This is a genomic window from Petrocella sp. FN5, assembly GCF_029210395.1.
In the GTDB taxonomy this organism is placed as follows: domain Bacteria; phylum Bacillota; class Clostridia; order Lachnospirales; family Vallitaleaceae; genus Petrocella.
Genome location: NZ_JARGDP010000032.1, coordinates 1 through 26786 on the forward strand (window position 1 = coordinate 1; position 26786 = coordinate 26786).

Annotated in this window: 31 protein-coding genes and 1 riboswitch; all 31 genes read left to right on the plus strand. The window is 39.7% G+C overall.

Annotated elements, in window-relative coordinates:
* On the plus strand, positions 1–1477 hold a 1477-nt coding region (locus P0N36_RS09145), incomplete at its 5' end, for a methyl-accepting chemotaxis protein (RefSeq protein WP_275842538.1).
* Between the two features lies 1 nt (position 1478).
* Positions 1479–2033 (plus strand): GNAT family N-acetyltransferase, encoded by a 555-nt coding sequence (locus P0N36_RS09150; RefSeq protein ID WP_275842539.1) that lies wholly within the window; start codon positions 1479–1481, stop codon positions 2031–2033.
* A 260-nt stretch (positions 2034–2293) separates the two neighbouring features.
* Positions 2294–2974 carry an NAD(P)/FAD-dependent oxidoreductase gene (locus tag P0N36_RS09155; RefSeq protein ID WP_275842540.1) on the plus strand — a complete coding sequence of 227 codons (681 nt, stop codon included), beginning with the start codon at positions 2294–2296 and terminating at the stop codon, positions 2972–2974.
* Position 2975: 1 nt separating this feature from the next.
* A complete protein-coding gene (locus P0N36_RS09160; RefSeq protein WP_275842541.1) occupies positions 2976–3605 on the plus strand; it encodes a hypothetical protein in 630 nt (209 codons plus the stop codon).
* A 15-nt stretch (positions 3606–3620) separates the two neighbouring features.
* Positions 3621–3806 carry a DUF1858 domain-containing protein gene (locus tag P0N36_RS09165; protein ID WP_275842542.1) on the plus strand — a complete coding sequence of 62 codons (186 nt, stop codon included), beginning with the start codon at positions 3621–3623 and terminating at the stop codon, positions 3804–3806.
* 141 nt (positions 3807–3947) lie between these two features.
* Entirely contained in the window at positions 3948–4718 is a 771-nt protein-coding gene (locus P0N36_RS09170) for a formate/nitrite transporter family protein (protein ID WP_275842543.1), read from the plus strand.
* Between the two features lie 31 nt (positions 4719–4749).
* Complete coding sequence (asrA, locus tag P0N36_RS09175; protein WP_275842544.1) at positions 4750–5769, plus strand: anaerobic sulfite reductase subunit AsrA; 1020 nt, start codon at positions 4750–4752, stop codon at positions 5767–5769.
* On the plus strand, positions 5762–6553 hold the full coding sequence (asrB, locus tag P0N36_RS09180; RefSeq protein WP_275842545.1) for an anaerobic sulfite reductase subunit AsrB: 792 nt from the start codon (positions 5762–5764) through the stop codon (positions 6551–6553). Before asrA ends, asrB begins: the two co-directional genes overlap by 8 nt.
* A gap of 12 nt (positions 6554–6565) precedes the next feature.
* Complete coding sequence (gene asrC / locus P0N36_RS09185; RefSeq protein ID WP_275842546.1) at positions 6566–7555, plus strand: sulfite reductase subunit C; 990 nt, start codon at positions 6566–6568, stop codon at positions 7553–7555.
* A 17-nt stretch (positions 7556–7572) separates the two neighbouring features.
* Positions 7573–8034: a ferritin-like domain-containing protein gene (locus P0N36_RS09190; protein ID WP_275842547.1), complete on the plus strand. Its 462-nt coding sequence runs from the start codon at positions 7573–7575 to the stop codon at positions 8032–8034.
* A 64-nt stretch (positions 8035–8098) separates the two neighbouring features.
* Complete coding sequence (gene hemA, locus P0N36_RS09195; RefSeq protein WP_275842548.1) at positions 8099–9355, plus strand: glutamyl-tRNA reductase; 1257 nt, start codon at positions 8099–8101, stop codon at positions 9353–9355.
* Positions 9356–9359: 4 nt separating this feature from the next.
* A complete protein-coding gene (locus tag P0N36_RS09200; RefSeq protein ID WP_275842549.1) occupies positions 9360–9959 on the plus strand; it encodes a precorrin-2 dehydrogenase/sirohydrochlorin ferrochelatase family protein in 600 nt (199 codons plus the stop codon).
* Position 9960: 1 nt separating this feature from the next.
* Entirely contained in the window at positions 9961–12558 is a 2598-nt protein-coding gene (cobA, locus tag P0N36_RS09205) for a uroporphyrinogen-III C-methyltransferase (RefSeq protein WP_275842550.1), read from the plus strand.
* Positions 12559–12592: 34 nt separating this feature from the next.
* A complete protein-coding gene (gene hemB, locus P0N36_RS09210; protein WP_275842551.1) occupies positions 12593–13567 on the plus strand; it encodes a porphobilinogen synthase in 975 nt (324 codons plus the stop codon).
* Between the two features lie 11 nt (positions 13568–13578).
* Entirely contained in the window at positions 13579–14856 is a 1278-nt protein-coding gene (gene hemL / locus P0N36_RS09215) for a glutamate-1-semialdehyde 2,1-aminomutase (RefSeq protein ID WP_275842552.1), read from the plus strand.
* Between the two features lie 46 nt (positions 14857–14902).
* Complete coding sequence (locus P0N36_RS09220; protein ID WP_275842553.1) at positions 14903–15340, plus strand: C-GCAxxG-C-C family protein; 438 nt, start codon at positions 14903–14905, stop codon at positions 15338–15340.
* A 38-nt stretch (positions 15341–15378) separates the two neighbouring features.
* Positions 15379–15558: riboswitch (cobalamin riboswitch) on the plus strand.
* Between the two features lie 155 nt (positions 15559–15713).
* Positions 15714–16073 (plus strand): sirohydrochlorin chelatase, encoded by a 360-nt coding sequence (locus P0N36_RS09225; protein WP_275842554.1) that lies wholly within the window; start codon positions 15714–15716, stop codon positions 16071–16073.
* A complete protein-coding gene (locus P0N36_RS09230) occupies positions 16073–16720 on the plus strand; it encodes a precorrin-8X methylmutase (protein ID WP_275842555.1) in 648 nt (215 codons plus the stop codon). Before P0N36_RS09225 ends, P0N36_RS09230 begins: the two co-directional genes overlap by 1 nt.
* Entirely contained in the window at positions 16713–17816 is a 1104-nt protein-coding gene (cbiD, locus tag P0N36_RS09235) for a cobalt-precorrin-5B (C(1))-methyltransferase CbiD (protein ID WP_275842556.1), read from the plus strand. Before P0N36_RS09230 ends, cbiD begins: the two co-directional genes overlap by 8 nt.
* The gene (gene cbiE, locus P0N36_RS09240; protein WP_275842557.1) at positions 17806–18438 is read left to right on the plus strand and encodes a precorrin-6y C5,15-methyltransferase (decarboxylating) subunit CbiE; all 633 of its coding nucleotides are present in this window, start codon (positions 17806–17808) and stop codon (positions 18436–18438) included. The genes cbiD and cbiE overlap by 11 nt, the downstream gene beginning before the upstream one ends.
* Positions 18416–19003, plus strand: a complete 588-nt coding sequence (cbiT, locus tag P0N36_RS09245; protein ID WP_275842558.1) for a precorrin-6Y C5,15-methyltransferase (decarboxylating) subunit CbiT — start codon at positions 18416–18418, stop codon at positions 19001–19003. Before cbiE ends, cbiT begins: the two co-directional genes overlap by 23 nt.
* A complete protein-coding gene (gene cobI / locus P0N36_RS09250; protein ID WP_275842559.1) occupies positions 18982–19683 on the plus strand; it encodes a precorrin-2 C(20)-methyltransferase in 702 nt (233 codons plus the stop codon). Before cbiT ends, cobI begins: the two co-directional genes overlap by 22 nt.
* Complete coding sequence (gene cobM / locus P0N36_RS09255) at positions 19680–20429, plus strand: precorrin-4 C(11)-methyltransferase (protein ID WP_330683999.1); 750 nt, start codon at positions 19680–19682, stop codon at positions 20427–20429. The genes cobI and cobM overlap by 4 nt, the downstream gene beginning before the upstream one ends.
* Entirely contained in the window at positions 20413–21489 is a 1077-nt protein-coding gene (locus P0N36_RS09260) for a cobalt-precorrin 5A hydrolase (RefSeq protein ID WP_275842560.1), read from the plus strand. Before cobM ends, P0N36_RS09260 begins: the two co-directional genes overlap by 17 nt.
* The gene (gene cobJ / locus P0N36_RS09265; protein WP_275842561.1) at positions 21486–22214 is read left to right on the plus strand and encodes a precorrin-3B C(17)-methyltransferase; all 729 of its coding nucleotides are present in this window, start codon (positions 21486–21488) and stop codon (positions 22212–22214) included. Before P0N36_RS09260 ends, cobJ begins: the two co-directional genes overlap by 4 nt.
* Positions 22211–22996 carry a precorrin-6A reductase gene (gene cobK, locus P0N36_RS09270; protein ID WP_275842562.1) on the plus strand — a complete coding sequence of 262 codons (786 nt, stop codon included), beginning with the start codon at positions 22211–22213 and terminating at the stop codon, positions 22994–22996. The genes cobJ and cobK overlap by 4 nt, the downstream gene beginning before the upstream one ends.
* Positions 22923–23666: an energy-coupling factor ABC transporter permease gene (locus tag P0N36_RS09275; RefSeq protein ID WP_275842563.1), complete on the plus strand. Its 744-nt coding sequence runs from the start codon at positions 22923–22925 to the stop codon at positions 23664–23666. The genes cobK and P0N36_RS09275 overlap by 74 nt, the downstream gene beginning before the upstream one ends.
* Positions 23663–23950 carry an energy-coupling factor ABC transporter substrate-binding protein gene (locus P0N36_RS09280; protein ID WP_125135636.1) on the plus strand — a complete coding sequence of 96 codons (288 nt, stop codon included), beginning with the start codon at positions 23663–23665 and terminating at the stop codon, positions 23948–23950. Before P0N36_RS09275 ends, P0N36_RS09280 begins: the two co-directional genes overlap by 4 nt.
* Before the next feature lie 52 nt (positions 23951–24002).
* Positions 24003–24617: a cobalt ECF transporter T component CbiQ gene (gene cbiQ / locus P0N36_RS09285; RefSeq protein WP_275842575.1), complete on the plus strand. Its 615-nt coding sequence runs from the start codon at positions 24003–24005 to the stop codon at positions 24615–24617.
* On the plus strand, positions 24610–25413 hold the full coding sequence (locus tag P0N36_RS09290) for an energy-coupling factor ABC transporter ATP-binding protein (protein WP_275842564.1): 804 nt from the start codon (positions 24610–24612) through the stop codon (positions 25411–25413). Before cbiQ ends, P0N36_RS09290 begins: the two co-directional genes overlap by 8 nt.
* Positions 25410–26744, plus strand: coding sequence for a cobyrinate a,c-diamide synthase (locus tag P0N36_RS09295; protein ID WP_275842565.1), 1335 nt, complete (start codon positions 25410–25412; stop codon positions 26742–26744). The genes P0N36_RS09290 and P0N36_RS09295 overlap by 4 nt, the downstream gene beginning before the upstream one ends.
* Positions 26745–26786: the final 42 nt, after the last annotated feature.

Here is a 26786-nt window from a genome sequence, read left to right on the forward strand (position 1 = left end):
CATATGTATGAATTACAATTTAAATAGAGCAATCAAAGCGAATATTGTTTTTATATGGTTTTTTGCATTTTTTCTAAGTTTAACAGCCTATATTAATGGCGGTTTTTCTTACGGATTGAAAGCCCTAATCGCAACTTCAGTAACGGCTATACTCGTAACTTTAATTTATTGGATTCCTATGCCGATTGTTGCTAAGAGTGAGTTGGTGATTTTTTTACCATTTTTTGCCTCCATTGGTTTGTCAGTTGTTAATGGTGGCGTTGCGCGCATGTTTAACATTTATATTTTGGCACTTGTCATGCAAGCCTTGTATTTTAATTATAAGCGCATGATTACTGTAGGTGGTACAATGACGGGGATTTTAGTTATTCTATATATAATCAATCCCAATCTACTCATTGATCCTGGTATGGGATTAGGGGATTTCATTCCTAGAATTGGGGCTACTTTTAGTTCTTATTTTGTCCTTGTTTTATTGAGTAAATGGGGGCAAGAAATGGTGATGAACGCAGAAACAGAAGCAGAAAAAAGTCTAAATGCTTTAGAAGCTTTGAATAACCTTTTTAATGAAGTTAAGAATTCTTCGCTACAATTAAAAGAATCTACTGAAGGTAGTACGAAAAAAATGAAAGAAAATAGAGATGGAAATAAATTAATTAATACTGCGATTCAAGAACTTGCACAGAGTGTTGATGAGGCCGCGTCAACCGTTTCGGAAATTAACACCAGTGTTAGTGTTTCAGGTCAAAATGTGGAAAAAACATATCAAATCATGTCTCAAGTGGATTCTTTATTTGACAATCTTGAAGCGGCTTTTTCCGAGAGTTCACATTCTATAGATATTATGTCAGGTGCAATTTCTAAGATGGATGAAACGATGACAGAAAGCTTTTCGACCATCAAAGATTTGTCTAATAGGATGCTAGATATTCAGCTTCATCTGGATGGTATTGTGACGATTGCTGAACAGACGAATCTTTTGGCCTTAAACGCTTCAATTGAAGCTGCAAGAGCTGGTGAACATGGTCGTGGTTTTTCAGTAGTTGCAGATGAAATAAGAAAACTGTCTATTGAGAGTAGAACATTTGCAGATGATATTCGACGGATAACATCTCAGTTAATGGAAGCGACTCAATCCGCAATGAGTAAAGCGGAAATAGGTCAAGTGGCAACTTCAGAAGGCGTTGAAGCAATGAACCGACTAAATGATCATTTTTCTATTGTTAATCGTGATTTCAAACATGCAGGAGACAATTTAGATGATGAATCAAAGTTTATTAAGAGCATTCATAGCGAATTCTCTAAAATCGAGGATGCGATTACGAGCATTGCAGCAATTCTAGAAGAAAATGCTGCACACTTTCAAGAAATAGCATCCAGAGTTAGCGTTCAATCTGAAATAACAAATGCAGTTACGGATGATATTGCGAATGTTGCTCTAGTAGGTAAACAACTATATGAGAGGGTAAGTCGGTAAGATGGATATTTTATTACAACAAGGTACAGTATTAGATTTGGAAATGATATTACCTAGTTACGTCGATTTATTTCCGGAGCAAGAACGGAAAACGACTTCAGTATTGAAAAAACTTTTAGGTACAAGAGATTACATTTTATATAAAATAGTTAATGAACAAAACAGCGCTTATATGGGTTTTGTCTTATTACTTCAACTGGATGACTCAAGTGCGATTTGGCTTGATTTTATAGGTATTGACAAGACCTATCAGGGTTATGGGATTGGTTCGAAAGTTTTGAATCTTTTGAAAAAAAAGTATTCTATGGGATATAAGGGCATGTATTTTGAAGTGGAATGCTTAGATGAAAATCCGGATACAGCCCGTCGCATCAAATTCTATGAAAAATTTGGTGCTAAAGCTTTAAAGGTTGACTATAATTTACCGACTCAACAAGGAGATTTACCCATGTTGTTGTATTATCAGCCTCTTTCTAATGAACAACTTCCGTCACAAAAAGAAGTCGATGAAGTTATAAGAAAAGCGCATCAATTTATACATTTTGATTTATTGTAAACTAAAGGCGTCAAAACTACATAGTTTTGACGCCTTTTACCATTAATATAGTTAACTCAACTTTCCCAGATGATTTCTAAGTTCTTGTCTATCATGCTCTCCTATTTCACCGCAGACGAAAAGGTGAATTTTTTGCTTAAACCTGTGGATTATCATTACTAAGAAATCCTACAAGAGGTAACATAGGATACCGATTAGTTATCTTGTTATGGATATAATAAGCACATAAGTTAAAGCAATTATTTAGAAAGGAGCCATTCATGTCGAATCCTAGGTATGCAAATCTTCAAAAAGTAAGAAACGATAAAAGAACCTATTCCATTACGCCAAGGATTGCTGGTGGTTTTATTACACCGGATAATATGATCCGCCTTGCAGAAGTGGCAAGAAAATATAAAGCAACCCTTAAAATCACATCAGGTCAAAGGGTGATGATTATTGGTCTTAAAGCAGAAGAGGTAGACGCTGCATGGGCAGATCTCGGTATGGAACCGGGTGTCTTGTCCCCTTATTCAGTAAAAAATGTTGAGATGTGTCCGGCTTCCTTTTGTAAAAGAGCCAAACAGAATTCCATGAAGGTCAGCATGACCTTAGAAAAGCGTTACTACGGAAAACCGGCACCTAATAGGGTTAAAATAGCCGTAGCCGGTTGTAGAAATGCCTGTACAAGTGCCAATGCCAAGGACATCGTGGTTTTGGCAGATATAGAAGGCTACATTGTCCGCGTCGGTGGAAGCGCAGGCTTTCACCCGAGACTACCGGACGAAGTTGCAAGTCATCTTACTGAAGAAGAAGTTTTTATTATGGTCGATGCGGTGTTTGATACCTATTGTGAGATGGCAGATACCGGTGAAAAGCTGGGCATAATGATTGATCGCGTCGGTTTTGATGATTATAAAAAAGCGGTTCTTGCCACCTATGAAAAAAGAAAGGAAATATGATATGAGCTTATTCTTAGCACCTATTCACACGTGGTTGTTTAACAAAATTAAATTATTTGAAGAGATTGAGCAGGATATTATTAAGCAATTCCCCTTGATCTTAACACAGGACTACTTAAGAGTGATTTATGATGATTATGGGTATCCTATGGGAGATGAACCTATTGAGTCCTTGATTGATACAAGTAATATCCATGGTTGGCTTCAAACCAGTATTAATAGAGCGGAGCAAAGACAAGCCGCGATCATTAAAGTCCTAAATGATCAAGTCAAAGAAGCAGCAGATACAGTGGTAGCGGTATACTACAATAAGGGAAAAGAAAAAGCCATTGAGCGAAATGAAACATTCACAGATCCTAATCAGATTTTTGTGACACTTAATGATTATCTCCTAGAAGGTATGCCATGTGACCGAGTTAATGAAGTCATACAACAAGATGATCAACAAGTTATATGGTTAACCAATCTATGTGTCCATCAAGACAATTGGATATCCGAAGGGATGGACGTTGGTTACTATTACGATTTTAGAGCGGCCTTTATCAAAGGGTTTGTTGAAGGAAAAACAACAAATTTCAATTACCAGTATGAAAAAGAACCCAAGCAAAAACATACAATAATGAGAGCTTAGAAAAGGAGAAACGATATGAACATTACAAAAGATATGTTAATCAGTGAAATCTTAAGTAAGAAAGCGGATGCAGCAGGTATATTGATGGCCAATGGCATGGGATGCTTAGGTTGCCCTTCATCTCAAATGGAATCTCTAAGTCAAGCGGCAGAAATCCATGGTCTTAACATCGAAGATCTTATTCATCAACTTAATCAGTAGAAGGAGATAAAAAGCACAAGGCCATTAAAAACATCAAGATTAATGGCTGACGGCTTTTTTCTTAAGATTAGTTTTGACCCTTTTAAGCATGGGTGGAACTTTTATTAAAAATATGATAACTTTAGAGAGAAAGGTACTCCTATGTATAAAGAAATCCTTACGTTGGTTGGCCAAGGGGCCGTTAATAAGATTAACTTCATGAAAAGTGGTATTGGCAGATATCTCGTCGCATCTGGTTTGGCAGGTGCCTATGTGGGTATAGGTATTATACTCATTATGGTGATTGGCAGTACAGCACAAGTGGCCGGTAGTCCTTATGGAAAGATCTACATGGGGCTTGGTTTTGGAATCGCACTGAGTTTAGTCATTATGTCCGGATCGGAGCTTTTTACAGGGAATAATCTGGTTCATGTTATGGGTATTTTTGACAAAAAAATAACACTTTCGGATGCCAGTAAAAGCTGGGGACTAAGTTACACTGGTAATTTCATAGGTTCCATCATCATTGGTACGCTTTTTTATATGACGGGTATTGAAGGTAATGCCGTTGGTGAATTTGTCCTTCAAGTATCAGAAGTGAAGATGAACGGATCGTTTGTTGAACTTTTTTTCAAAGGTATACTATGTAATATTTTGGTTTGTCTTGCCGTCTTATCCTCGATTAAACTTAAGAGTGAATCCGGCAAGCTCATTATGATTTTCTGGTGTCTGTTTGCTTTTATAGCTACAGGAATGGAACACAGCATTGCAAACATGACCATTTTTACCATTGGTCTATGGTTGGAGCATCCGGAAACTGTATCTGTATTAGGTGTTTTTAAAAATCTGATTCCGGTAACCCTTGGAAATTTTGTTGGTGGTGGTCTGATTCTGGGTGGCAGTTACTATTTTATGGGGCGCGATAAGATTTGAGTATAAAATAGAAGGATAAAGGAGTGAAGTTATGGGGTATGAACTGACACAGCAAGAGATGAAGGCATATTTTAAAACACTAACCAAGCAATATAGGTTGGTGGGTCCAATCCGAGAAAAGGCAAAAGGTAGCTTTTCAGATACGGATAAAATTGTTTATGGGGTCTTTGAAGACATTGAAGATTTGGTATTAGAGGAAAAGGCCTTTTACTCGCCTAAAGAGTTTTTAATGCCAATTAGAGAAACCTTGTTCCATTTTATAGATGGACAGATTGTGGAACCTAAAATAGATACCAAGCCAATCCTAATATTTGCCAGGCCCTGTGATTTGAACGGCATTAGGCGATTGGACACCATATTCCTTAAAAATGGGGATATTAAGGACGCTTATTATGAACGTAGAAGGCAATTGGTCAAATATGTTATGATTGAGTGTAGGGAGGGGTTTGACACCTGTTTTTGCGTCTCTATGGGATCTAATACCTATACAGATTACGAAGCGGCCATTCGCTTCGAGGGTGACCATTCCTTATTAGAAGTTGTGGACTCTACACTGGTTACCCAAGACTTGAGTCGGGTGAGGAAAACAGATTTTGTGCCTGAATATATTAAAGAAAATAAAGTCAAAGTGGAGATACCACCAACAGACAAGGTGAACAAGAGCCTTTTTGAACACCCTTTATGGAAAGAATACACAAGAAGATGTATTGCCTGCGGCCGTTGTAATACGTCCTGTATTACCTGTTCTTGTTTTACCATGCAGGATGTTGAAGTAAGTGATGATGGTCTGCTGGATGAACGCCGACGAGTTTGGGCAAGTTGTCATATTAAAGGCTACACAGATATGGCCGGGGGACATGGTTTTAGAAAACAAAATGGTGAAAGAATGCGTTTTAAAACCATGCACAAAATCAATGACTATCATAAACGCTTTGGTGAGCATATGTGTGTTGGCTGTGGTCGATGTGATGATGTATGTCCGGAATACATTTCTTTTTCAAAATGTATCAACAAGCTATCCGAAATCATAAAGGAGGAAAGTCATGAATAATCCTTATATGCCAAGACCTTATACCTTAATAGCCACACAAAAAGAAACGGAAATAGATTCAACCTTCGTTTTTGAAGCCAAGGACCGGTTCGTGGGTGGTCAGTTTATGCAAGTCTCCCTTCCAGGTGTGGGCGAAGCCCCTATATCCATTTCTGATTTTGACGCGGATACCCTTACCATGACCATACGGAAAGTGGGCAGGGTTACAGATCGACTTTTTGCAATGAAGCCCGGTGAAACCTTGTATATGCGAGGACCTTATGGCAATGGTTTTAAACAGGCATGGTTTAAAGACAAAGACATGGTGGTTATAGCCGGTGGAACCGGTCTTGCACCTGTTAAAAATACCATTGATACCTTCATATCCAACCAGGCGGCTATAAAAGGTTTGCAGATCATTGTCGGCTTTAAAAGTCCAAAAGATGTTCTTTTTAAAGATATGCTTCACAAGTGGCAAGAACAGGTGCCTATAATCCTTACGGTTGATCAAGGGGATGATACGTGGCCTTATAAGGTTGGCCTTATTCCAAGCCATATTAAAGATTTGGATCTATCCGATGTAGAAAATAAGACGGTCATCCTCGTTGGTCCACCGATGATGATGAAATTCACCACCCTTGAGTTGTTACGTCTTGGTTTTGCTGAAGAAAATATTTGGGTATCTTTTGAACGTAAAATGAGTTGTGGTATCGGTAAATGCGGTCACTGTAAGATTGATGAAACTTATGTTTGCCTAGAAGGTCCCGTTTTTAACTATACCAAGGCAAAGACATTGTTGGACTAAGGAGGCGTGCTCATGAGTATAGATCGAAAATTAGTGACAAAAAATGCCTATAGAATCACAAAAATTAGAAATAAAACCGCCCTTAGAGTCCGGGTTCCAGGTGGTCATTTAGAAGCCAAGTATTTTCAAATCATTCAGGAAGTCGCTGAAAAATATGGTGACGGTACGGTTCATTTAACCACCAGACAAGGTTTTGAATGTCCTGGGATCGACTTTGATCAAATCCCTCAAATCAATAAGATGATCCGCCCCCTTATTGAATCCTTGGGCCTTGATGTGGATTATGGTGATGGTGGCTATCCGGCAGCAGGTACAAGAAATATCTCTGCCTGCATAGGTAACCGTGTTTGTCCTTATGCCAATGATGACACGACCAGAATCGCAAATAGCCTTGAAAAAGCGGTTTATCCCCATGATTTTCATTTCAAAATCGCCGTAACCGGTTGTCCCAACGATTGTATTAAAGCCCATATGCAGGACTTTGGCATTATCTGTTTGACAGAGCCTCAATACGATAGTAAACGGTGTATCACTTGTGAGGCTTGCGTGGACAATTGTAAGAAGAAAGTGACCGGTGCCTTAAGTGTTAAGAATTTTAATATCGAAAGAGATATTGAAAAATGTATTGGTTGTGGTGAATGTATATTAAAATGTCCGGCTGGGGCATGGACGAGAAGCGAAGAAAAGTATTATAGAATGGTCATAATGGGCAGAACTGGTAAGAAAAACCCCAGATTGGCCATGCCCTTTATTAAGTGGGCAACAGAAGAAGAAATTACTCAAATCATTAAAAATACCTATGGTTTTGTAGAACGCTATATTGATACAAGTTTACCGAAAGAGCATATCGGTTATATTGTAGATCGTATGGGTTATCAAGTCTTTAAAAAAGAAGTCTTAGAAGGTATCACGTTGAATCCAAAAGCCCTAGTGGCAGAACATATACAATGGCATGGGTACCATTACAAAACAGATATGCAGTTTAACCATGAAGGTTTGTAGATAAGGGGGTCTATATCATGCAAGAAATATTTTTACTGGAAGATTTACTGGATGTGCTCATTGATATTGAGGTGATGGGTCAAGGGCATTATAAAGATTTGGCCAATAAAGCTGGAGAAGAGAAGTTGACAGAACTTTTCATGGCCCTGGCCAAGCAGGAAGAAGCCCATGAAAAACTTTATAAGTCCCTCAAAGAGCAATATGTGAATTATACGACCAGTGACGTTGACGAGGAATATAGGGCTTATCTAGAGGCTTTAATTAATGACAACATTGACTTTATGACCCAGAAAAAAGAGGTTATGAATCTGGAGGAAGCTTTTGACTTGGCTTTTCGACTTGAAAAAGATACCATATTATTTCTTAGAGAGGCACAAAAACATCTACCAGAAGTTGAACATGATAAGATTGAGGGTTTGGTGGCACAGGAACAATCTCATATCGTCATGCTTAGACAATACAGATCTCAGATGATATAATATAGGGCAAGGGTGCTTCGGTGTCCTTGCTCTTTATTTATACTTTTCTTGGAAAGGATATACGATGATTGTAAATGTTGTGGGTGTGAGTTATAAAGAAATGGAAGTGGGTCTAAGAGAACAATTGGCTTGGACCCAAACAAAGCGGATGGAATATCAGATTCAATTGTTTGAATCGGTTGGTGGCAATGTCTTATTATCCACTTGTAACCGTTTTGAACTCTATTATACAGGGGCTGATACAGATGTATTAGAGGTGATTGAAGGCATTATTGACCAGTTAAATCCGGAAGATGGGCCTATCTTTCGAGAACGACTATGGTCCTTAACAGGAGATGCAGCCATTACCCATTTACTGAAAGTAACAGCCGGTCTGGATTCTATGGTACTTGGGGAGGATCAGATTCTATCCCAAGTTAAGGACGCTTGGCTTTTGGCATCCAAAATGGGCATCAGCAATAAAATATTAAACCGTCTTTTCCAAGAAAGCATTCGTTTTTCTAAAGAAATAAGGACCAGAGTCGGCATATCTCATCTGCCGATTTCGGTTGCTTATCTGGCTTATAAGCGCGCTATGGATTTTCTAAGGACAAGGGGTGGTAATGGGGTTATGATTGTCGGTCTTGGTGAAACAGGCCGTCTGGTCAAGAAGTATTTTGATGAAGTGGCTTCAAAAGAAGGTTTAGTGATATATAAAACAAGCCGTTCCATATGTCAAATGAATGGTGTGGATCTAGATGACGGCACCCTACCCTATGAAGAGCGGTATGCTTTTTTAAGCCAAGTGGATTGTATCATCAGTGCTACCAGTAGCCCCCATTATATCTTTTCTTATGACCGATTGTTGGAAACCATGAACTTGTATCAAGGTGAAGCAAAAAATCAGTTGTTCATAGACTTGGCGGTTCCAGCAGATATTGAACGCCGAATCGATACGATGGATTATATTCAAGTCCTTGGTATCGATGAGATCGGAAAAACCATTGAAGATAATCTGGAAGTCAGACGAGAAATGGCCGATCGAATGATGGAAAAAATACCCCATGAAGTTGAAATGCTCAAAGACTGGATGATGCGTTCAGTTGCAGATCCAACCATTGAAGGTCTTCACAACAAAGTTCAGACAGCCTACGGGGACGCTATGGACTTGATTCATAAAAAGATACAACTGAGTCAAAAAGAAAGCGCATATATTGAAAAAGTTATTAAATCAGCGGTCCTTAGGGTGGTGAAAGAACCTATTTTGGGGCTAAAGAATATGGAACAAGACGAGCTTAAAGAGGCTTTGACCTTAATGAAAAAACTGTACGATTTGGAGTGAGGCTATGTACTTACCGGTTATGTTGAACATAGAAGAAAAAAAGATTGTGGTTATTGGTGGCGGATCCGTTGCTCTTGAAAAAATCCAAAAATTAGTCGAATTTGGTGCAAGGGTTGAAGCGGTGAGCTTGACATTTTTACCAAGTCTACTAGAAATGGGTCCTAAGGTTCAATGTAGGGTTAGTCCCTATCATAAGGACCATATTACAAATGCTTTTTTAGTTATTTCTGCAACCAATGATGTACGTGTTAATAGACAGGTCTATGAGGACTGTAGGGCACTTCATATTCTTTGCAATGTGGTGGATCAACCGGATTTGTGTGATGTGGTTTTTACCTCAGCCTTAAAGCGAGGTCAACTTATTTTTTCGGTGAGCACCAGTGGGCAAAGCCCCATACTGGGACAGAGAATCATCGGTAAGCTTGAAGAAGAATATGATGAAAGCTGGGAAGAAAAAATTAGGCTATTGGGAGCGATTAGAACAATTTTTAAAGAGATGGAAAGAGATTCGGTCAAGAGAAACAAGATGTTACGCGCCATCATCTATAAAGATACCGAGACCTTAAGACGTATTTTAGAGAAACTGACCATAAAGAGGGGATGACATGAAAATAAGATTAGGAACACGGGGCAGTGCCCTTGCACTTAAGCAGACAGAACTTGTAATGTCTCATTTACAAGAAGCCTATCAACAAAAAGCCGATCAATTAAGTTCTGACCCATCTAACACATCTATTTCATCCAATGAACCTTTAGAACTTGAATGTGTCATTATTGAAACCAAAGGGGACAGGGACCAAACAAGTCCTTTGTCTCAGATTGGCGGTCAAGGGCTTTTTATTAAAGAAATAGAACAGGCTCTTCTAGATAAGCGCATTGATTTGGCTGTTCACAGTCTTAAAGACATGCCAGCCAGGTTACCCCAAGGGCTGATCCTTGGTGGTACAATCAAAAGAGAAAACCCTTTTGATTATCTCATTACAAAAGAAGGGCCAAGTCTAGAAAACTTACCTCCAAAATTGATCATCGGCACAGGTAGCCCAAGACGTAGGGTTGAGCTTAAGCGTTTTTTCTCAGGTTTAGGCATGGATGTCGTCTTTGAGAATATTCGTGGAAACATTGATACAAGGCTTAAAAAGTTGGATAAAAAGGATGAAAATAATCAAGATAATCAGTATGAAAATAATGAGAATATGTTGGATGGGATTGTTTTGGCACAAGCCGGTATCCATCGTTTGGATTTGAAAAAAGAATACCCACACCTAAACTTTATACCCTTAGATTATAAGGAAATGATACCGGCACCTTGCCAAGGCATACTGGGACTAGAGATTCGAGAAGAAGATGAAGCTTTGCTTAGGCTTCTGGCATCGATTCAAGATCATAAAGCCACTTTACAGGCAAGACTGGAGCGAGCCTATCTAAAAGGCACACAGGGGTCTTGTCATATGGCGATTGGTGGTTACCTTGACCTATCCAAAGACCTTAACCTTACCTTCTATAGTCTATTAGGCGACGAGCACGGTCAAACAGCTCATAGAGAGACTCTAAACCTTGGTCTTATCCATGATTTGGACTTGGTCCAAAATGAACAACAGATGAAATTTTTGGAAGATCAACTGATTAACCATGGTCGCCATATGGCCCAAAAACTTACAACTCAATCAAGAGGATTTGTTGCCTTAGTCGGTGCCGGTCCGGGAGATATGGAACTGATTACAGTCAAAGGGATGCGTTATCTAAGTGAAGCGGATGTCATTGCCTATGATTACTTAAGTGGTAAGGCATTACTGGACCTAGCACCTACGTATGCAGAAAAAATATATGTGGGTAAAAAAGCCGGGGATCACACCATGACCCAAGAAAATATTAATGCTTTATTGATTGAAAAAGCTTTACTTGGTCTTAAAGTGGTTCGTCTTAAAGGGGGCGACCCTTATGTTTTTGGCCGTGGTAGTGAAGAAGCCTTGGCCCTTAAAGAAGCAGGCGTAGATTACGATGTGGTGCCGGGCATTACCTCCGCTATAGGCGGTTTGACCTACGCCGGCATTCCCATAACCCACAGAGGCTTGTCCGCATCCTTTCATGTGATGACAGGCCATCTTTCTAAGTCCGGTCTACCTATGGACTATGAAGCCTTAACAAAAGCGGGAGGGACCTGTGTCATTTTAATGGGCATTGGACAAGCTAAGGCCATTGCGGAAGGATTCTTAAATGCAGGCAAATCTGCTAAGACGCCGGTTGCCATCATTTATCATGCAACAACACCCCAGCAAGCAACCGTCAGTATAAGGCTAGATGAACTTAGCACAGCCGTTGATGATCATGAAAGCCGTTCTGGTCTGATCGTCATTGGTGAAGTGGCAGGCTTTCATCATCAATTGGTAAATCTTGAAGCCAAGCCTTTATTTGGTAAGAAATTATTACTTACCTTGCCAACACCTGAAGTGAAAAACGAGGTAGGATCGTCAGATAAGGACAAAATGACCAACCGAGCTAAGCTGCTTCAGAATCTAAAGGACCAAGGGGCAGAGGTGGTTGAAATGCCTGTGATTACCCACAAAACATTGGGTCCGGATTTAGAGTATTTTACCAAAGACTGGTTTTCTGGGTTGGGGGCTATGGTTTTTACCAGTCCTTTTGGTGTGACTTGTTTTTTTGAAATCTTACAAGCGCAAAACAGGGACCTACGCATCCTTGCAGGACCATCTATTATCAGTATAGGGACTTCCACCACAAAGGCCTTAAAGGACCATGGTATAATACCGGATTATATGCCGGAAAAATTCACAACAAAAGAATTGCTGGATTTGATACATCATAAGATGGACCGACAACAACTGAGTCAAGGTATTTGCTTTTATAGGTCCAAACTGGGGAATACAGAGATTATAAAAGCCTTAAGTGAGAAAACCCAAGTGACGGATGTTCATCTATATGAAGTGCTTCCCACAAAAACAAAATTGGACCTTCAAGAAGAGGGGTATGATGGGGTTGTTTTTACCAGCCGGTCTGCTGTAGAAGCTTTTATGGCCACACATAGTGAGAATTATAGGCAGATGTCTCGATTATTACCGGCTTATTCCATCGGTCCCATGACCACAGAAGCTCTAAAAGAAAATCAGTGGTCCCTCATACATGAGGCAACAACCCATACATATCAAGGCATATACGAAACGATTATGGAGAAAATATCATTATAAAAATAGTATTAAAAGAAGGGTAGGCGTTAGCAATATGGGATATTTACCAACACGATTAAGGCAACATGGCGTACTAAGAAAGATGGTTCGGGATGTACAATTGACCATGGATGATCTGATTTATCCGATTTTCATCGTGGAAGGTGAGAACGTATATAAAGAAATAGAGTCCATGAAAGGCCAGTACCACATAAGCGTGGACCAACTGGAACGATTGGTGCCCCAGTGGCGGTCCAAAGGGATTAAGAGTTTACTGATTTTTGGTGTGCCCGATGAAAAAGATGCTGAAGGGGCATGTGCCTATGACGATAACGGCATTGTTCAAAAAGCTTTAAGGGCTATTAAGGCGATCAGTCCTGAGATTTTTTTAATTACAGACATCTGCCTGTGTCAATATAAGTCAGATGGTCACTGCTGTTTTTTTGATCCACAAGGCATTATCAAACGAGAACAAACCTTAAGAACCTTAGACAAGATTGCCATCAGTCATGGTAAAGCTGGTGCAGACATGGTAGCACCTTCGGATATGATGGACGGACGTATTAGTAGTCTTAGAACCGCATTGGATAAAAACGGTTTTGAACATCTACCTATTATGGCCTATAGTGCCAAATACGCCTCCTCTTTCTATGGACCCTTTAGAGATGCGGCCCACTCAGCCCCTGCAATGGGTGATCGACAAGCCTATCAGATGGACTTTCACCGAGTATCGGAAGCCATAAGTGAATTTGAGCTGGATGTTAAAGAAGGGGCAGACATCCTCATGGTTAAACCGGCCATGCCATATTTAGACATCCTTTCAAAGGCTTCTGAACGGTTTAACAGGCCGATTGCAGCCTATCAAGTGAGTGGTGAATACGCTATGTTAGAACGGGCTGTAAGAGAAAATATTATTGCCGAAAAAAGCATCTATGAGTCTTTAATCGGCATAAAAAGAGCCGGTGCAAATCTAATTCTTAGTTATTTTGCCCCTGTAGTACAAGAACTCATAGAAAAATACAGTGAATAGGTAGGTGGATTATGAAAAATAAAGAACTTTTTGAAGCGGCAAAAAAAGTGATGCCAGGCGGGGTGAATAGCCCGGTGCGATCTTTTGGTTCTGTTGACACTCCACCAATTTTTGCAAAAAAAGCTTTAGGTGCCAAGGTATGGGACCTGGAAGACAAGGTCTACATTGATTTTATTGGTGGTTTTGGTCCCCATATATTAGGCCATGCCAATCCTGTGGTCTTAGAAGGGGTGGCCGGTGTACTATCAGAAGGTATCAGTTTTGGACTTTCAACAGGCATAGAGGTTGAAATGGCACAGACCATCAACCGTCTAATGCCTTCCATGGAGATGGTCAGGATGGTGAACTCAGGCACAGAAGCGACCATGAGTGCCATTCGCCTGGCCAGAGGCTATACCAAACGTGAAAAAATACTTAAGTTTGAAGGCTGTTACCATGGCCATTCAGATGGCTTATTAATCAAATCCGGTTCAGGTGGACTAAGCTTTAATATCCCTACCAGTGCCGGTGTACTGGATGCATTAGTTGAACATACTTTAGTTGGACAAATCAATGACATAGAAGGTCTTGAGGCGCTATGGGCAAGACATGGTCATGAATTGGCCGGCGTTATCGTTGAGCCGGTTGCTGCCAATATGGGCATTGTACCCTTAGACCAAGCTTTTCTTAAGCGCCTAAGAGAATTAACGATGTCTACAAAAACGGTGCTGATTTTTGATGAAGTCATTACCGGATTTAGACTTGGCCTTGGCGGCGCCCAGGGCTACTTTGATATTCAACCGGATCTAACCTGTCTTGGAAAAATCATTGGTGGAGGCATGCCTGTTGGTGCTTATGGTGGAAGGGCGGATATCATGGCCCATATATCACCCCTTGGAGATGTTTATCAGGCCGGAACCTTATCTGGCAATAGAGTGGCGATGGCCATGGGTCTTAATACCATAAACTATTTAGAAAAGCATCCTGAGATCTATAGGCAATTAGAAGAAAAAGCGGTTTATCTAGAGACAGCCATGATGGACAATCTGAAGGCAGCCGGTATCCAAGGCCAAGTGAACCGAGTGGGTTCACTACTGAGTCTGTTTTTTACAAAAGAGCCTGTGACAGACTATCATTCTGTTATGAAATCAGACACAGAAGTGTTTGGACGCTATTTTGCAGGCATGCTTGAGGCAGGTGTTCTCTTAGCACCGTCAACTTTTGAGGCCATGTTTTTATCCATGGCCCATGAGGATGAGGTATTAAAGACTTTTATAGACATTCAAAAAGAAGTGCTAAAAAGTTTATAACAGTACACCGCTTAATTATAATCTTATTAAAAATCAGGAGGACTAAATGACAAAAAATGAAAATGCTTTAGAATTATTTGCATGTGGTTATAACTGTGCCCAATCGGTTCTAGGTGCTTTTTGCGAAGAACTAGGTGTGAACAAAGAGACGGCATTTAAGATCGCCAGTGGTTTTGGTGGTGGTATGCGCCAAGGTGAAGTGTGTGGCGCGGTTACTGGTGCACTAATGGCAATCGGTTTAAAAGAGGGCTTTTATGAAGAAGGTGATGTTACTGGTAAGGCTCATATAGGCGAAAAAATAATGGCTTTTGAAAGCATGTTTGAAGAAAAAAACGGCTCTATACTTTGTAAGACTTTGCTTGGCTACAACCCTTCCATAGAATCCGATCTAAAGATCATTAAAGAAAAAGGCTTGTTCACCAATCTATGTCCAAAGTTCATTGATGATGGTGTTACGATGACGGAAAAAGTTTTGATATCTTAACCATTGAATAAAAATCAGGCATATGTTATACTGAAAAAAATTCATATTTGTAGTGCGGTCCTGTTTTAAGACAGGTTAATAGGGAAAAAGGTAGAAGCCTTTGCAGCCCCCGCTACTGTAAGGGAGTACGAAATCTCAAATGCCACTGACTTAGTTGGGAAGGTGAGAAAGTAGGATGATTCCCGAGCCAGGAGACCTGCCACGCTATGTATTTACTTATAATCTTCGGGAGGAGGATTCTGTGAAAATCGCGTGCGATTATTTATAGACCAGTCCAAAGTGACTGGTTTTTTAAAGCATTAAATTCACTTAATCTAAAGAAGATTATGAATTTAATGCTTTTTTATTTCCAAAAAAGAAAGGGAGAAATGCCATGAAAAAAGGACTTATGATTTTGGCCCACGGAAGCAAAGTAGATGAAACCGATCAAATTATGACCAAGTATTTGGAGGCTGTGTCAGCATCTGTAAATTATGATCAAGTGGAGAAGGCTTATTTGCAGATGATGTTGCCCAGTGTAGAGATGGCCTTTTTGAAGTTTCATGAGATGAATGTAAGAGATTTGACCATATTACCCTTTTTTATTTTTAATGGTAACCATATTCGAATGGACATACCGGAGAAATTAGAAGAAATGACCCAGCTATACCCTGAAGTAAAGATTCGATTACTTGAAAACATCGGTTTTGATCAGAAAATGGCAGATTTAATCATTGAAAGAGTGGCGATCTAATGGATTACATAAAAAATCCGGAAACCATTGAAAAAATGAGCTTTGTGATCATCGATGATCAAGTGAAAGCGGATTATGGTGGGTACCCAACAGAAAATCAAATAGAAAAGGCAATTCTGCGAAGGGTTATACATACGTCAGCGGATTTTGATTATTTGGATAATTTACATATTTCTAAGGGATTCATTGAACGTACTTTAAAAGCTTTAAAAAAGGGACTGACGATCATCACCGATACCAATATGGCTTACAGCGGTATTAATAAAAAGGTCTTAGAAAAGATGGGCTGTAAGATAAGATGTTACATATCCGAGGACGAAACGGCAAGGTATGCATCCCAAGCCGGTATAACACGATCTATGGCCAGTGTTATAAGAGCAGCAGAAGAAGCGGGTCCTAAGCTCTATGTTTTTGGCAATGCACCAACTGCTCTTTTTAAAACCTTAGAAATCTATGAAAAAAAGGATGAAAATCTAATAGGTATTATTGGGGTGCCGGTTGGCTTTGTCGGAGCAGCCGAATCAAAAGAAGCGCTGATGACTTCTAGCATACCTTCTATTACAGCAAGAGGTAGGAAGGGCGGAAGCAATGTAGCAGCGGCCATTGTAAATGCCATCCTATATGAAGCAGACCATCGCTATGGATAAGATGCAGGTCATTATTGACGGCAAAATCTATAGAAAAGGCTTCACCACTGGGACCACTGCTGCTGCTGCAGCTAAGGCAGCTGCCATATACTGGAAAACGGGTAAGATACCTAAAGTTGTTGAAGTGACACTTCCAAGTAAAGAAAAGATCAGACTAAAGGTTGAAGAAGCTTGGATTAAGGGACATGCTTACTGTGCCTCTGTTGTCAAAGATGGTGGTGATGACATAGATGTAACCAAGGGTTTAATCCTATCTGCCGAAGTTGTTGTACTTGGCCAAAGTAAGAGCCTAGACATTCAGGTTCTAGGTGGTGTTGGGGTCGGGATCATTACAAAAAATGGCTTACAAAGAAACATTGGTGAGCCGGCCATCAATCCGGTGCCCCTTAAGATGATTGAAGAGGGTATTATAGAAATATTAGGTAATGGTTGTCAAGTAGAAGTGACCATACATGTACCAAAAGGCGAAGAAGTGGCAAAACGTACCTTTAACCCTAGACTGGGTGTTGAAGGTGGTATTTCGATTATTGGTTCGACAGGTATCGTAGAGCCGATGAGCGAAGAAGCTTGGAAAAAATCACTGGAAATTGAGCTTTCTCAAAAAGTGAACTTAGGCCAGAAAAAGATTGTCTTGGTACCGGGCAACCACGGCGAGAAATTCGCCATGGGATCACTAAATTATAGCAAAGACCAGATTGTCATGATGAGCAATTTCGTCGGACATATGTTGATGGAAGCTTGCAGACTGGGTGTTAAAGAGGTCATTCTTGTGGGACATATTGGTAAACTCATTAAGGTTGCAGGTGGCAATTTTCATACCCATAACCGGGTTTCAGATGGAAGAATGGACGTGCTTTGTAACCATTTGGCCAAAATCAGAGGAGATTATAATCTGATTGATCAAGTAAGAGAAAGCAATACAACGGACGAAGCGGTGACATTGATTGATAAAGCCGGACTTGAAGCTGTTTATGAGAGCATTGCTAGGGTGATAAAAGAAAAGGCAGAGCATTATACATATGACCAATTGAAGGTAGAAGTTGCACTATATAATATGAAAGGTAGGCTGCTGGCCAAAACGATGGATGATGATTAATGTGGTAGGTATCGGACCGGGAAAAGCATCCGGATTAACAATTGAAGCACAGGATCGGATTAATAATGGTCGGTGCGTCATCGGCACAAAAAGACAATTGGCTTCAACGGGAATGAACATTATAAAACCTATTGTCTATTCCGGCAGGATGGAAGATTTGGAAGCTAGGATTAAAGAGCAGCTTATTCTATATCAATCAGACGAAGTTGTTGTATTGGCCAGTGGGGACCCTTCTATATATGGTTTGTCAAAACGCTTGATGGACTTATTTGGTAAAGACGCGGTTCATGTAACAGCCGGTATCAGTGCCATACAGTACTTATTTGCTAGAATTAAGCTGGACATGAATGATCTATATATAACCAGCGCTCACGGAAAACGTCCGGATTTTGATCTGCTTTTTAAAATGCCAAAGGTAGCTCTTGTTACGGACAGTTCTATAGGACCCTATGAGATTGGACAAGAAGCTATATTAAGAGGTTTTAACCCTAGAATGATCATTGGCGAGAATCTGTCCTATGATGACGAAAGCATTCAAGAAACAGATGCAAAAACGATAACAAGAAAAAAATATGAAATGAATGTGGTGATATTACTTAATGATGGATCAAGACTTTATTAGAGACAAAGTCCCTATGACGAAAATGGAAGTAAGGGCGGTGACTTTAGCCTATTTACAACTTGAAGCGGGGCACACTTTTTTGGACATTGGGGCCGGTACCGGTTCTATTACCGTTGAAGCGGCTAGAAATAACAGACAGTTGAAAGTATTTGCCATTGAAAAGAACCCCTTGGCCCTTGAGCTGATTGACTTGAATCTAAAAAAATACGGCTTAAAAGAGGTGGCACTTATATCAGGGGTAGCACCTCTTGATACAGGCCAGGTACCAGCTTGTGACCGGGTTTTTATTGGCGGTACCGGTGGCCATATGAAAGAGATTATTGACTGGCTTACCAAAGAAATACTTACAGACCAAGCGGTCTTGGTGATGAATGTGATAACGATTGAGAACCTGAATGAAGGGATGAAAGCCTTATATGACTATGGCTTTGTGGAGGTTGAAGGCAGTAGCTTATCAAGTGCCAGACTCAGCTTACTTGGTGATTTGCATTATTTTAGACCAGAGAACCCATGCTATATATTAAAAGGTGTTTGGAGGAAAAAATGTCAGAATTCATTGGAATAGGTGTCGGACCGGGAGATCCTGAACTCCTAACTTTAAAAGCGGTTAAAGCGCTTCAACAACTGGATATACTTATTGTACCTTATGGTCGCCTTAAAGGGGAAAGTGAGGCTTTAAAGATCGTAGAAGGCTATTTGAAAAAAGATATTCATATCCTTCCTAAACATTTTCCCATGGTACAAGATGAAGCAGAACTTTCACCAGCGATCGAGACCATATCATTAGAAATCAAAGGCTATATAGAACAAGGTCATAGAGTAGGTTTCATTACCATTGGTGATCCTATGTTATACAGTACCTATATCTATTTGCTGAAATATCTTTTGTATCAAGTCCCTGTTAGGACCCTACCAGGGATAGCTTCATACAGTGCTATAGCCTCCGGTCTTAATCGACCATTGGCTGAAGGGAATACGCCTTTATTCATATATCCCTGTAACGGGAAAATAGAAGCGATTGAGAAAGTTGTATTAGACCATGACAGCATCGTCCTTATGAAAGTATATAAGCAATTTGATGCCATCATTAAGATGCTTAAGGCACATGACTTAATGCCCTTTAGCCTTATTGTTTCTAACTATGGAAAAGAAAACCAAGTGATTTATCATCCTGATGATCTATTTACCCATGAAAAAATCAGTTATTTTACAACCATTATTATTAATAAGGGGTGGCAATTATGAAAGTATTATTTGTAGGTGCAGGACCGGGGGATAAGGAACTGATTACCCTCAAAGGCTATAAGGCCTTAAAAGAAGCCGATATGGTTATTTGGGCCGGTTCTTTGGTCAATGAAGCATTGCTTGAATATTGTAAGGCGGATGTAGAAATACATAACAGTGCCCTCATGGATCTGGAGGAAATCCTATCAACCTGTGCTAAGGGTGTTAGAGCGGGTAAAAAAGTGGTGCGTTTACATACCGGTGATTTCTCCATATACGGCTCTTTAAGAGAACAAATAGAAGGTTTACAAGCACTTGGCATTGAATATGAACTGATACCCGGTGTCAGCAGTTTTTTGGGTGCAGCTTCTTCTTTGGGGGTGGAATACACCGTACCTGAAGTGTCACAAAGTCTGATTATTACAAGACGTGGCGGAAGAACCCTAGTACCGGAGAAAGAGTCATTAAAAGCCTTTGCACAGCATGGGACCTCTATGGTGATATTCTTGTCTTCTACTTATGTAGATGAAGTCTGTAAGGAACTGATTGAAGGGGGCTATGATGAACACACACCTGCAGCCATAGTCTTCAAAGCAACTTGGCCGGAAGAAGAGATTATTCGAGGTACACTCATGACCCTACCGGCCCTTGCCAAAGAAAAAAACATTCATAAAATGTCCCTCATCATGGTTGGCGACTTTTTGGGCCATGAATTTAATCCGTCAAAGCTATATCATAAGGATTTTAAGCATGAATACAGAACTTAAAACAAATTATAAAACAAATCATAAAACAAATCATAAACAAGACAATAATACCTTGATCTTATCCTTGACCCCAAAAGGCGATTTACTGAACCATCGACTTAAGGGCGACCATTATACCAGTGAAATTATTAAAGAACAAGGTGGTATTATGGCCTGTGTGAAGGCATACTTTAACCAGGTGACCTGTATGGTGTTTATCTGTGCAACGGGTATCGCTGTTAGAGCCATTGGCAAGCTCATAGAAGATAAGTACACAGACCCAGCAGTCTTAGTCATAGATGAGGAAGGTCGTTATGTCATCAGCTTACTGTCCGGACATATGGGGGGTGGCAATGCTTACGCAAAAGAGATTGGTAAACTTATTAAGGCAGATCCGATCATCACCACCTCGACAGATGTAAATGATGTCGGCAACTTAGATCTGCTGCTTCAAGCATGTCATTGTGATGTACCAAAATATAGAGATAACATTTTAAAAATCAATATGGCCCTTATAAAAGGTGAATCGATTGGCCTTTACTGTGATATTGGACCTGGCGATACGCGTTTAGAGCCTTATTTAAAAGGCTTTACCCTTGAGGAGGATTTTCAGATTTTTATTGAGATGTCAGCAGATTATAAAGTCTATATTGGTTATGATACGAGGCAGATCAATAAACTGAGTCAAAAAGATCTCTATTTTATTCCAAAAGTCTTATGCCTTGGAACAGGGACAAGAAAAAACTTAGATACTAGTGTCTATTTTCATGAACTAGATCTATACCTTAAGGGCGTACATGTCCATCCATCGGCTATAGCCCTCTTAACCAGTGTGGAGATAAAAAGCCAGGAACCTTGCTTGGAAGCCTTGTGTCAGGCGTGGTCACTAGAATCACTTTTCTTTACCGTGCAAGATTTGGAAAGTGTTCATAATGAATTTGATAAATCAGAATGGGTGCTTAAGACCCTAGGTATAGGATCTGTTGCAGGACCATCCGCTTGGCTAGCATCAAAGGGTAATATGATACATGATGGTAGTAAAATGAAAGGCAGTACCTTTGCCCTTGGGAGGATTGTATGATTAAAGTTATAGGCATTGGGTCCGGACAAGCACAGAATCTAACAATAGAAGCCATTGAAGCCATTAAAACAGCAGAGGTGATTGTCGGATATCGCACGTATATAGAGTGGATTCAACCACTGATCGACCAAAATAACAAAGCTCAGAAAATAATAACAACAGGTATGACCGGTGAAGTAAAACGGTGTCAAGTGGCCCTTGAAGCCTCCAGAAAGGGAGAAAATGTTGTGGTGATCAGTAGCGGAGATTCAGGCATCTATGGCATGGCCGGACTCATTTATGAACTTTCAGATTCTGAAGATGAGATTCGTGTCATCCCTGGTGTTACCTCATCAAGTATAGCAGCAGCAACACTTGGAGCGCCATTGATGCATGATTTTGTTTCCATAAGTCTGAGTGATTTGATGACGCCTTATGATCTGATTATGAAAAGGGTACGTCTGGCTGCTGAAGGTGATTTCGTCATATGTCTATATAATCCAAGAAGTAAAGGCCGTCCACATCATTTAGAAGACGCCCTTAAAATTATTAAAGACATACAAGGTGATGCTTTGGTGGTTGGAAGGGTTTCTGATGCCGGGCGCGAGGAGGAAGAGGTAGCCTATTCGACTTTAAAAGAATTTGGCGTTCAGGATGTGAACATGCGTACTATGGTTATAATCGGTAATCAAAACACCCATATGCACCATGGAAAAATGGTCACACCTAGGGGGTATCGCTTGTGATCTATGTGATTGGTGGCACCCATGAGTGTCGTCAAATATGTGAAATACTAAAGCACCATCATCTACCTTTTATATTAAGTGTGGCTACAAAACTGGGAGAAGACACCTATGGTCACTATGCAGACAGGCTCATTGTAAAAAGACTGGATGCCGTGTCTATGGATGCTTTAATTCGAGCAGAAAAAATCGACTGGGTCATAGATGCTTCCCATCCACATGCAGTTCTTGTCAGTCAACAGGCCATAGAGGCAGCAAAAGCCACCAGTACCACCTATACACGTTTTGTTAGAAAAACACAAGAGGATGCCGCTTCTTATGGCAAGTTCTTTGAGAATGAAGAAGAAGCCTTGAACTATTTATCAGGCCAACAAGGGCAAATCATGGTGACCGGAAGTAAAACACTAGAAGAGGCCATTAAAGTCCTTGGTCTAGAACGCATCGTAGCAAGGGTGGTACCTTCAACAGAAAGTTTGCATCAATGCGAACATCTAGGACTTAAACCCAATCAAATTATCGCATTACTGGGTCCTTTTAGTGTTGAAATGAACAGGTTACTACTTAAGACTTATCATATTTCTTATTTGATGTTTAAGGAGGGCGGGGAAGGCAGTGGTTATATTGAGAAGTTAAAAGCTTGTCAACTAGAAAAGGTGAAGGCTATTGTAGTGAAAGTACCATATATAAATTATAGGGAGGTAACGGAATCTTATGAAGCATTATTGGAGAAAATCAAGGATTATTACAATCGTCATGTTGCTCATGATAACAGTAGCTGTAAATGAGGTACATGCTATGCATATCATGGAAGGGTTTTTACCGAAAGCATACGCACTTTTTTGGTGGGTCTTGTATATGCCCTTTCTAATTATGGGCATGATGAAACTAAAAAAAGGTCTTGGGAAAGGTCATGATAACAAGCTACTTATTGGTTTGGTTGCTGCCTTTACTTTTTGTATTTCTGCCCTAAAAATCCCTTCAGTGGTTGGCAGTTGCTCTCATCCCACAGGAATTGGACTGGGTGCTATTTTATTTGGTCCACTTATGATGGCTTTTATTGCTGCGATTGTATTGTTGCTTCAGGCGCTTCTTCTTTCACATGGCGGTATTACTACTTTGGGAGCCAATGGATTTTCTATGGGTGTTGTAGGTCCTTTTGCTGCATTTTTCGCTTATAAACTTGCTATAAAGTCCGGTCTATCAAAAAGAGTTGCCATCTTTATTGCCGCTTTTTCCAGTAATTTCTTGACCTACCTTATGACGTCTGTTCAACTGGGTACAGCTTTTTCGGGACAAGAAGGGGTTATGATTTCTACCTTAAAATACTTAAGTATTTTTAGTCTGACTCAGTTACCAATAGCCATATTAGAAGGGTTTCTAACGGTTATTATTTTCAATCTACTTTGGGAAAACAAAGAACAGATTCATCTTGTGGGCATGGAGGAATTAATATGAAATCAAAACAAAACTTGGTTTTAATAGGTATGGTTATTTTACTGGCTATAATACCCTTAATTATCAATCCAAATAGTGAATATGGTGGTGCAGATGGTGCGGCACAAGATCAAATCTTACTTGAACACCCGGATTATGAACCCTGGTTTACACCTTTGTTTGAACCTGCCAGTGGAGAAATTGAAAGCTTTTTCTTCTCTATGCAAGCGGCGATTGGTGCCGGTTTCATTGCTTATTATTTTGGTAGGATGAAGGGAAGACAGGATCATGCTAAGAATAGATAGGATCATAGAAAGCAATCTGTTTAAGCATATACCTTATAAAATTAGGATTGGTATGTCTTTATTTCTATTAACATGGTCTCAATGGATGAATCAGACCTACATATATGGCCCGTTATTAATCATCATATCCATTATGACTTTTATTGGCATTTACAAACATATGAAAAGTTTTGTTCATATATGGTTTCTGTCACTTATCTTTTTAGTTCCTAGTCTACTCGGGGTGATATTAGTAACCAGGGTAGAAGGGCAGGAGGTTTTGATGACCATTGGACAAGCCTCTCCTTGGCTCTATATAACACGTGAAAGCTTATGGATGGGGATTGAAGTCATGATCAGGGTGATGAGCTCCTTTTCAATCATGCTTTTTCTGATCCTGACGACTTCCATATGGGAAATTGGTCGTTTTTTAAGGTGGGTTAAAGTACCTAAACTATTTGTGGAAATACTGCTTCTGACCTATCGATTTCTTTTTCTAATTTATGAAGAAGGGATGGATATGATTATGGCTCAAGAATTAAGAAGTGGCTATTATGGCGTTGGAAATGCATTTAAAAGCTTGTCGATTTTACTTGGGCAATTATTCTTAAATACCATTATTAGAGCCCAAGAAATGGAAGAAGGTCTGCAGATGCGCCTCTATGAAGGAGAGTATTTATATGGTTGAATGTAAGAACTTAAGTTATGTTTATGCCGATGGAACAAAGGCCCTTAGTGATTTGGATTTTTCAACCCAAAAAGGTCGAATTATCGGTGTGATCGGTTCTAATGGTGCCGGTAAGTCGACTTTGTTTAAGTGCCTAACAGGTTTTTTAAAACCCAATACCGGTCATTTGACCTATAATCATCAACCTATAAAATATGACAAAAAAAGTCTTCAAGCCCTACGTATGAAAATAAACATTGTGTTACAAGGTGCAGAAAAGCAGATCTTCCTTCCAAGTGTCAAAGACGACATCGCATTTGGTCCAAGAAACCTTAAGATGTCTTCTGAGATCATTGAAAGACGTATTTTAGAAGCCATAGAAGCAACAGCCTTAGAAAGCTGCAAGGATAAGCTGATACACAACTTAAGTTATGGACAAAAGAAAAGGGTCGCCATTGCAGGTGTATTAGCACTAAGTCCGGAAGTCATTATCTTTGATGAACCTGAAGCCGGACTGGATCCTTATATGAAACAACAAATGGTACTTTTGATTAAGGCTTTATCCAAATCAGGGAAAACCATCATTATGGCCAGCCATAATATGGATTTTATTTACGAGACCTGTGATTATGTCTACCTTTTGAAAAAGGGGCATTTGTTAGCAGAGGGGAAGCCTAAGGATGTTTTGGGTCATCATGATCTCATGGTAGCAGCGGATATGGAGATGCCTTGGGTGCTTAAGGTATGTCATCAGTTAAATATTTCACCGGTGGATTCAGAAGCAAGTCTAACCAAAATAATGGAGGTATTAAAATGAAAGGTATTTTGTTTGCGGCACCTTCTAGTGGTTCGGGAAAAACAACGGTTACTTCGGGCATTATTCGAGCATTGCATAATAAGGGGTATACTATTAGCCCTTTTAAAACGGGACCAGACTATATTGACAAAGGCTTTTTAGAAGTCGCTGCAAAAAATGCTGCCGGTAACTTGGACCTGCATCTACAAGGCGACTTAGGGATGCTAGAAGCACTTTCTTATGTCAAGCCAGATACAGATTATTGTGTCATTGAAGGAGCCATGGGTTACTATGACGGTATCTATAATACTTTTGAAAATTCCAGTTATGCCATCGGGAAGAAGATAGGGGTAAATACCATACTCATCTATACCCCAAAAGGGGAAATGTTTACGGCGGTGACCAAAATCAAAGGCATGGTCGATTTTGGTCAAGGTAGCATTACTGGTGTTATCTTAAACAAGGTTACAGAGGCCCATTATGACATGTTACGCGTTCAAATAGAAAACCATGTAGGCGTCAAAGTTCTTGGATATCTGCCTACAATCCCAGAGTTAGAATTTAAGAGTCGACACCTTGGTCTTATTCAAAGTGAAGAAATGACAAAACTGGATTCGAACCTGGATCAATTATCAGAGCTTGTTGAAAAGACAATTGATTTAGGTACAGTCTTATCCATGTGCAAAAAAATGCTTAAAATAGAAACGCATGGTCATAAGGTTAAAAAAAAAGACCTTGTTATAGGTGTAGCTAAAGATAAGGCTTTTTCTTTTTTTTATCGTGAGAATTTGGAGATGTTAAAATCTGTCGGGAAAGTTATTTATTTTTCACCGCTTTCGGACTTAAGTCTACCGGATTGTGATCTGCTTTATCTAGGTGGTGGTTATCCTGAGTTATATAAAGAAACCCTGTCAAATAATCATGAAATGCTTGAGGCTATTCGGCTGTTTTCTGAAAAAGGTGGTCATATATTTGCAGAATGCGGTGGCTTTATGTATTTGAATGAGGCTATAGAAGATTATAAAATGGTGGGTATTTTTAAAGGTGAAATAAAAATGACGTCCAAGCTTCAAAGGTTTGGATACATTGACATCACTTTAGATCAAACTTGTTTTTTGGGTGAAAAAGGTGACCAAATGCGTGGTCATGAGTTTCATAGAAGTCATTGTTCTATTGAAGATGAGGGTGAAATTAGAAGCATTATGACCATTAAAAAAACTGGAAAAGATAACCACTGGCATTGCGGTTATCTTTTTAAAAACACCTTTGGTGGTTACCCACACTTTAGTTTTGTGGGTAATAAAAAGATGTTTTTTAATATGATGCATCGTTTATCAATCTCTAGTTATTGATTTTTTAATTGCATTCTAGTAGATATTTGGTATGATAGAACA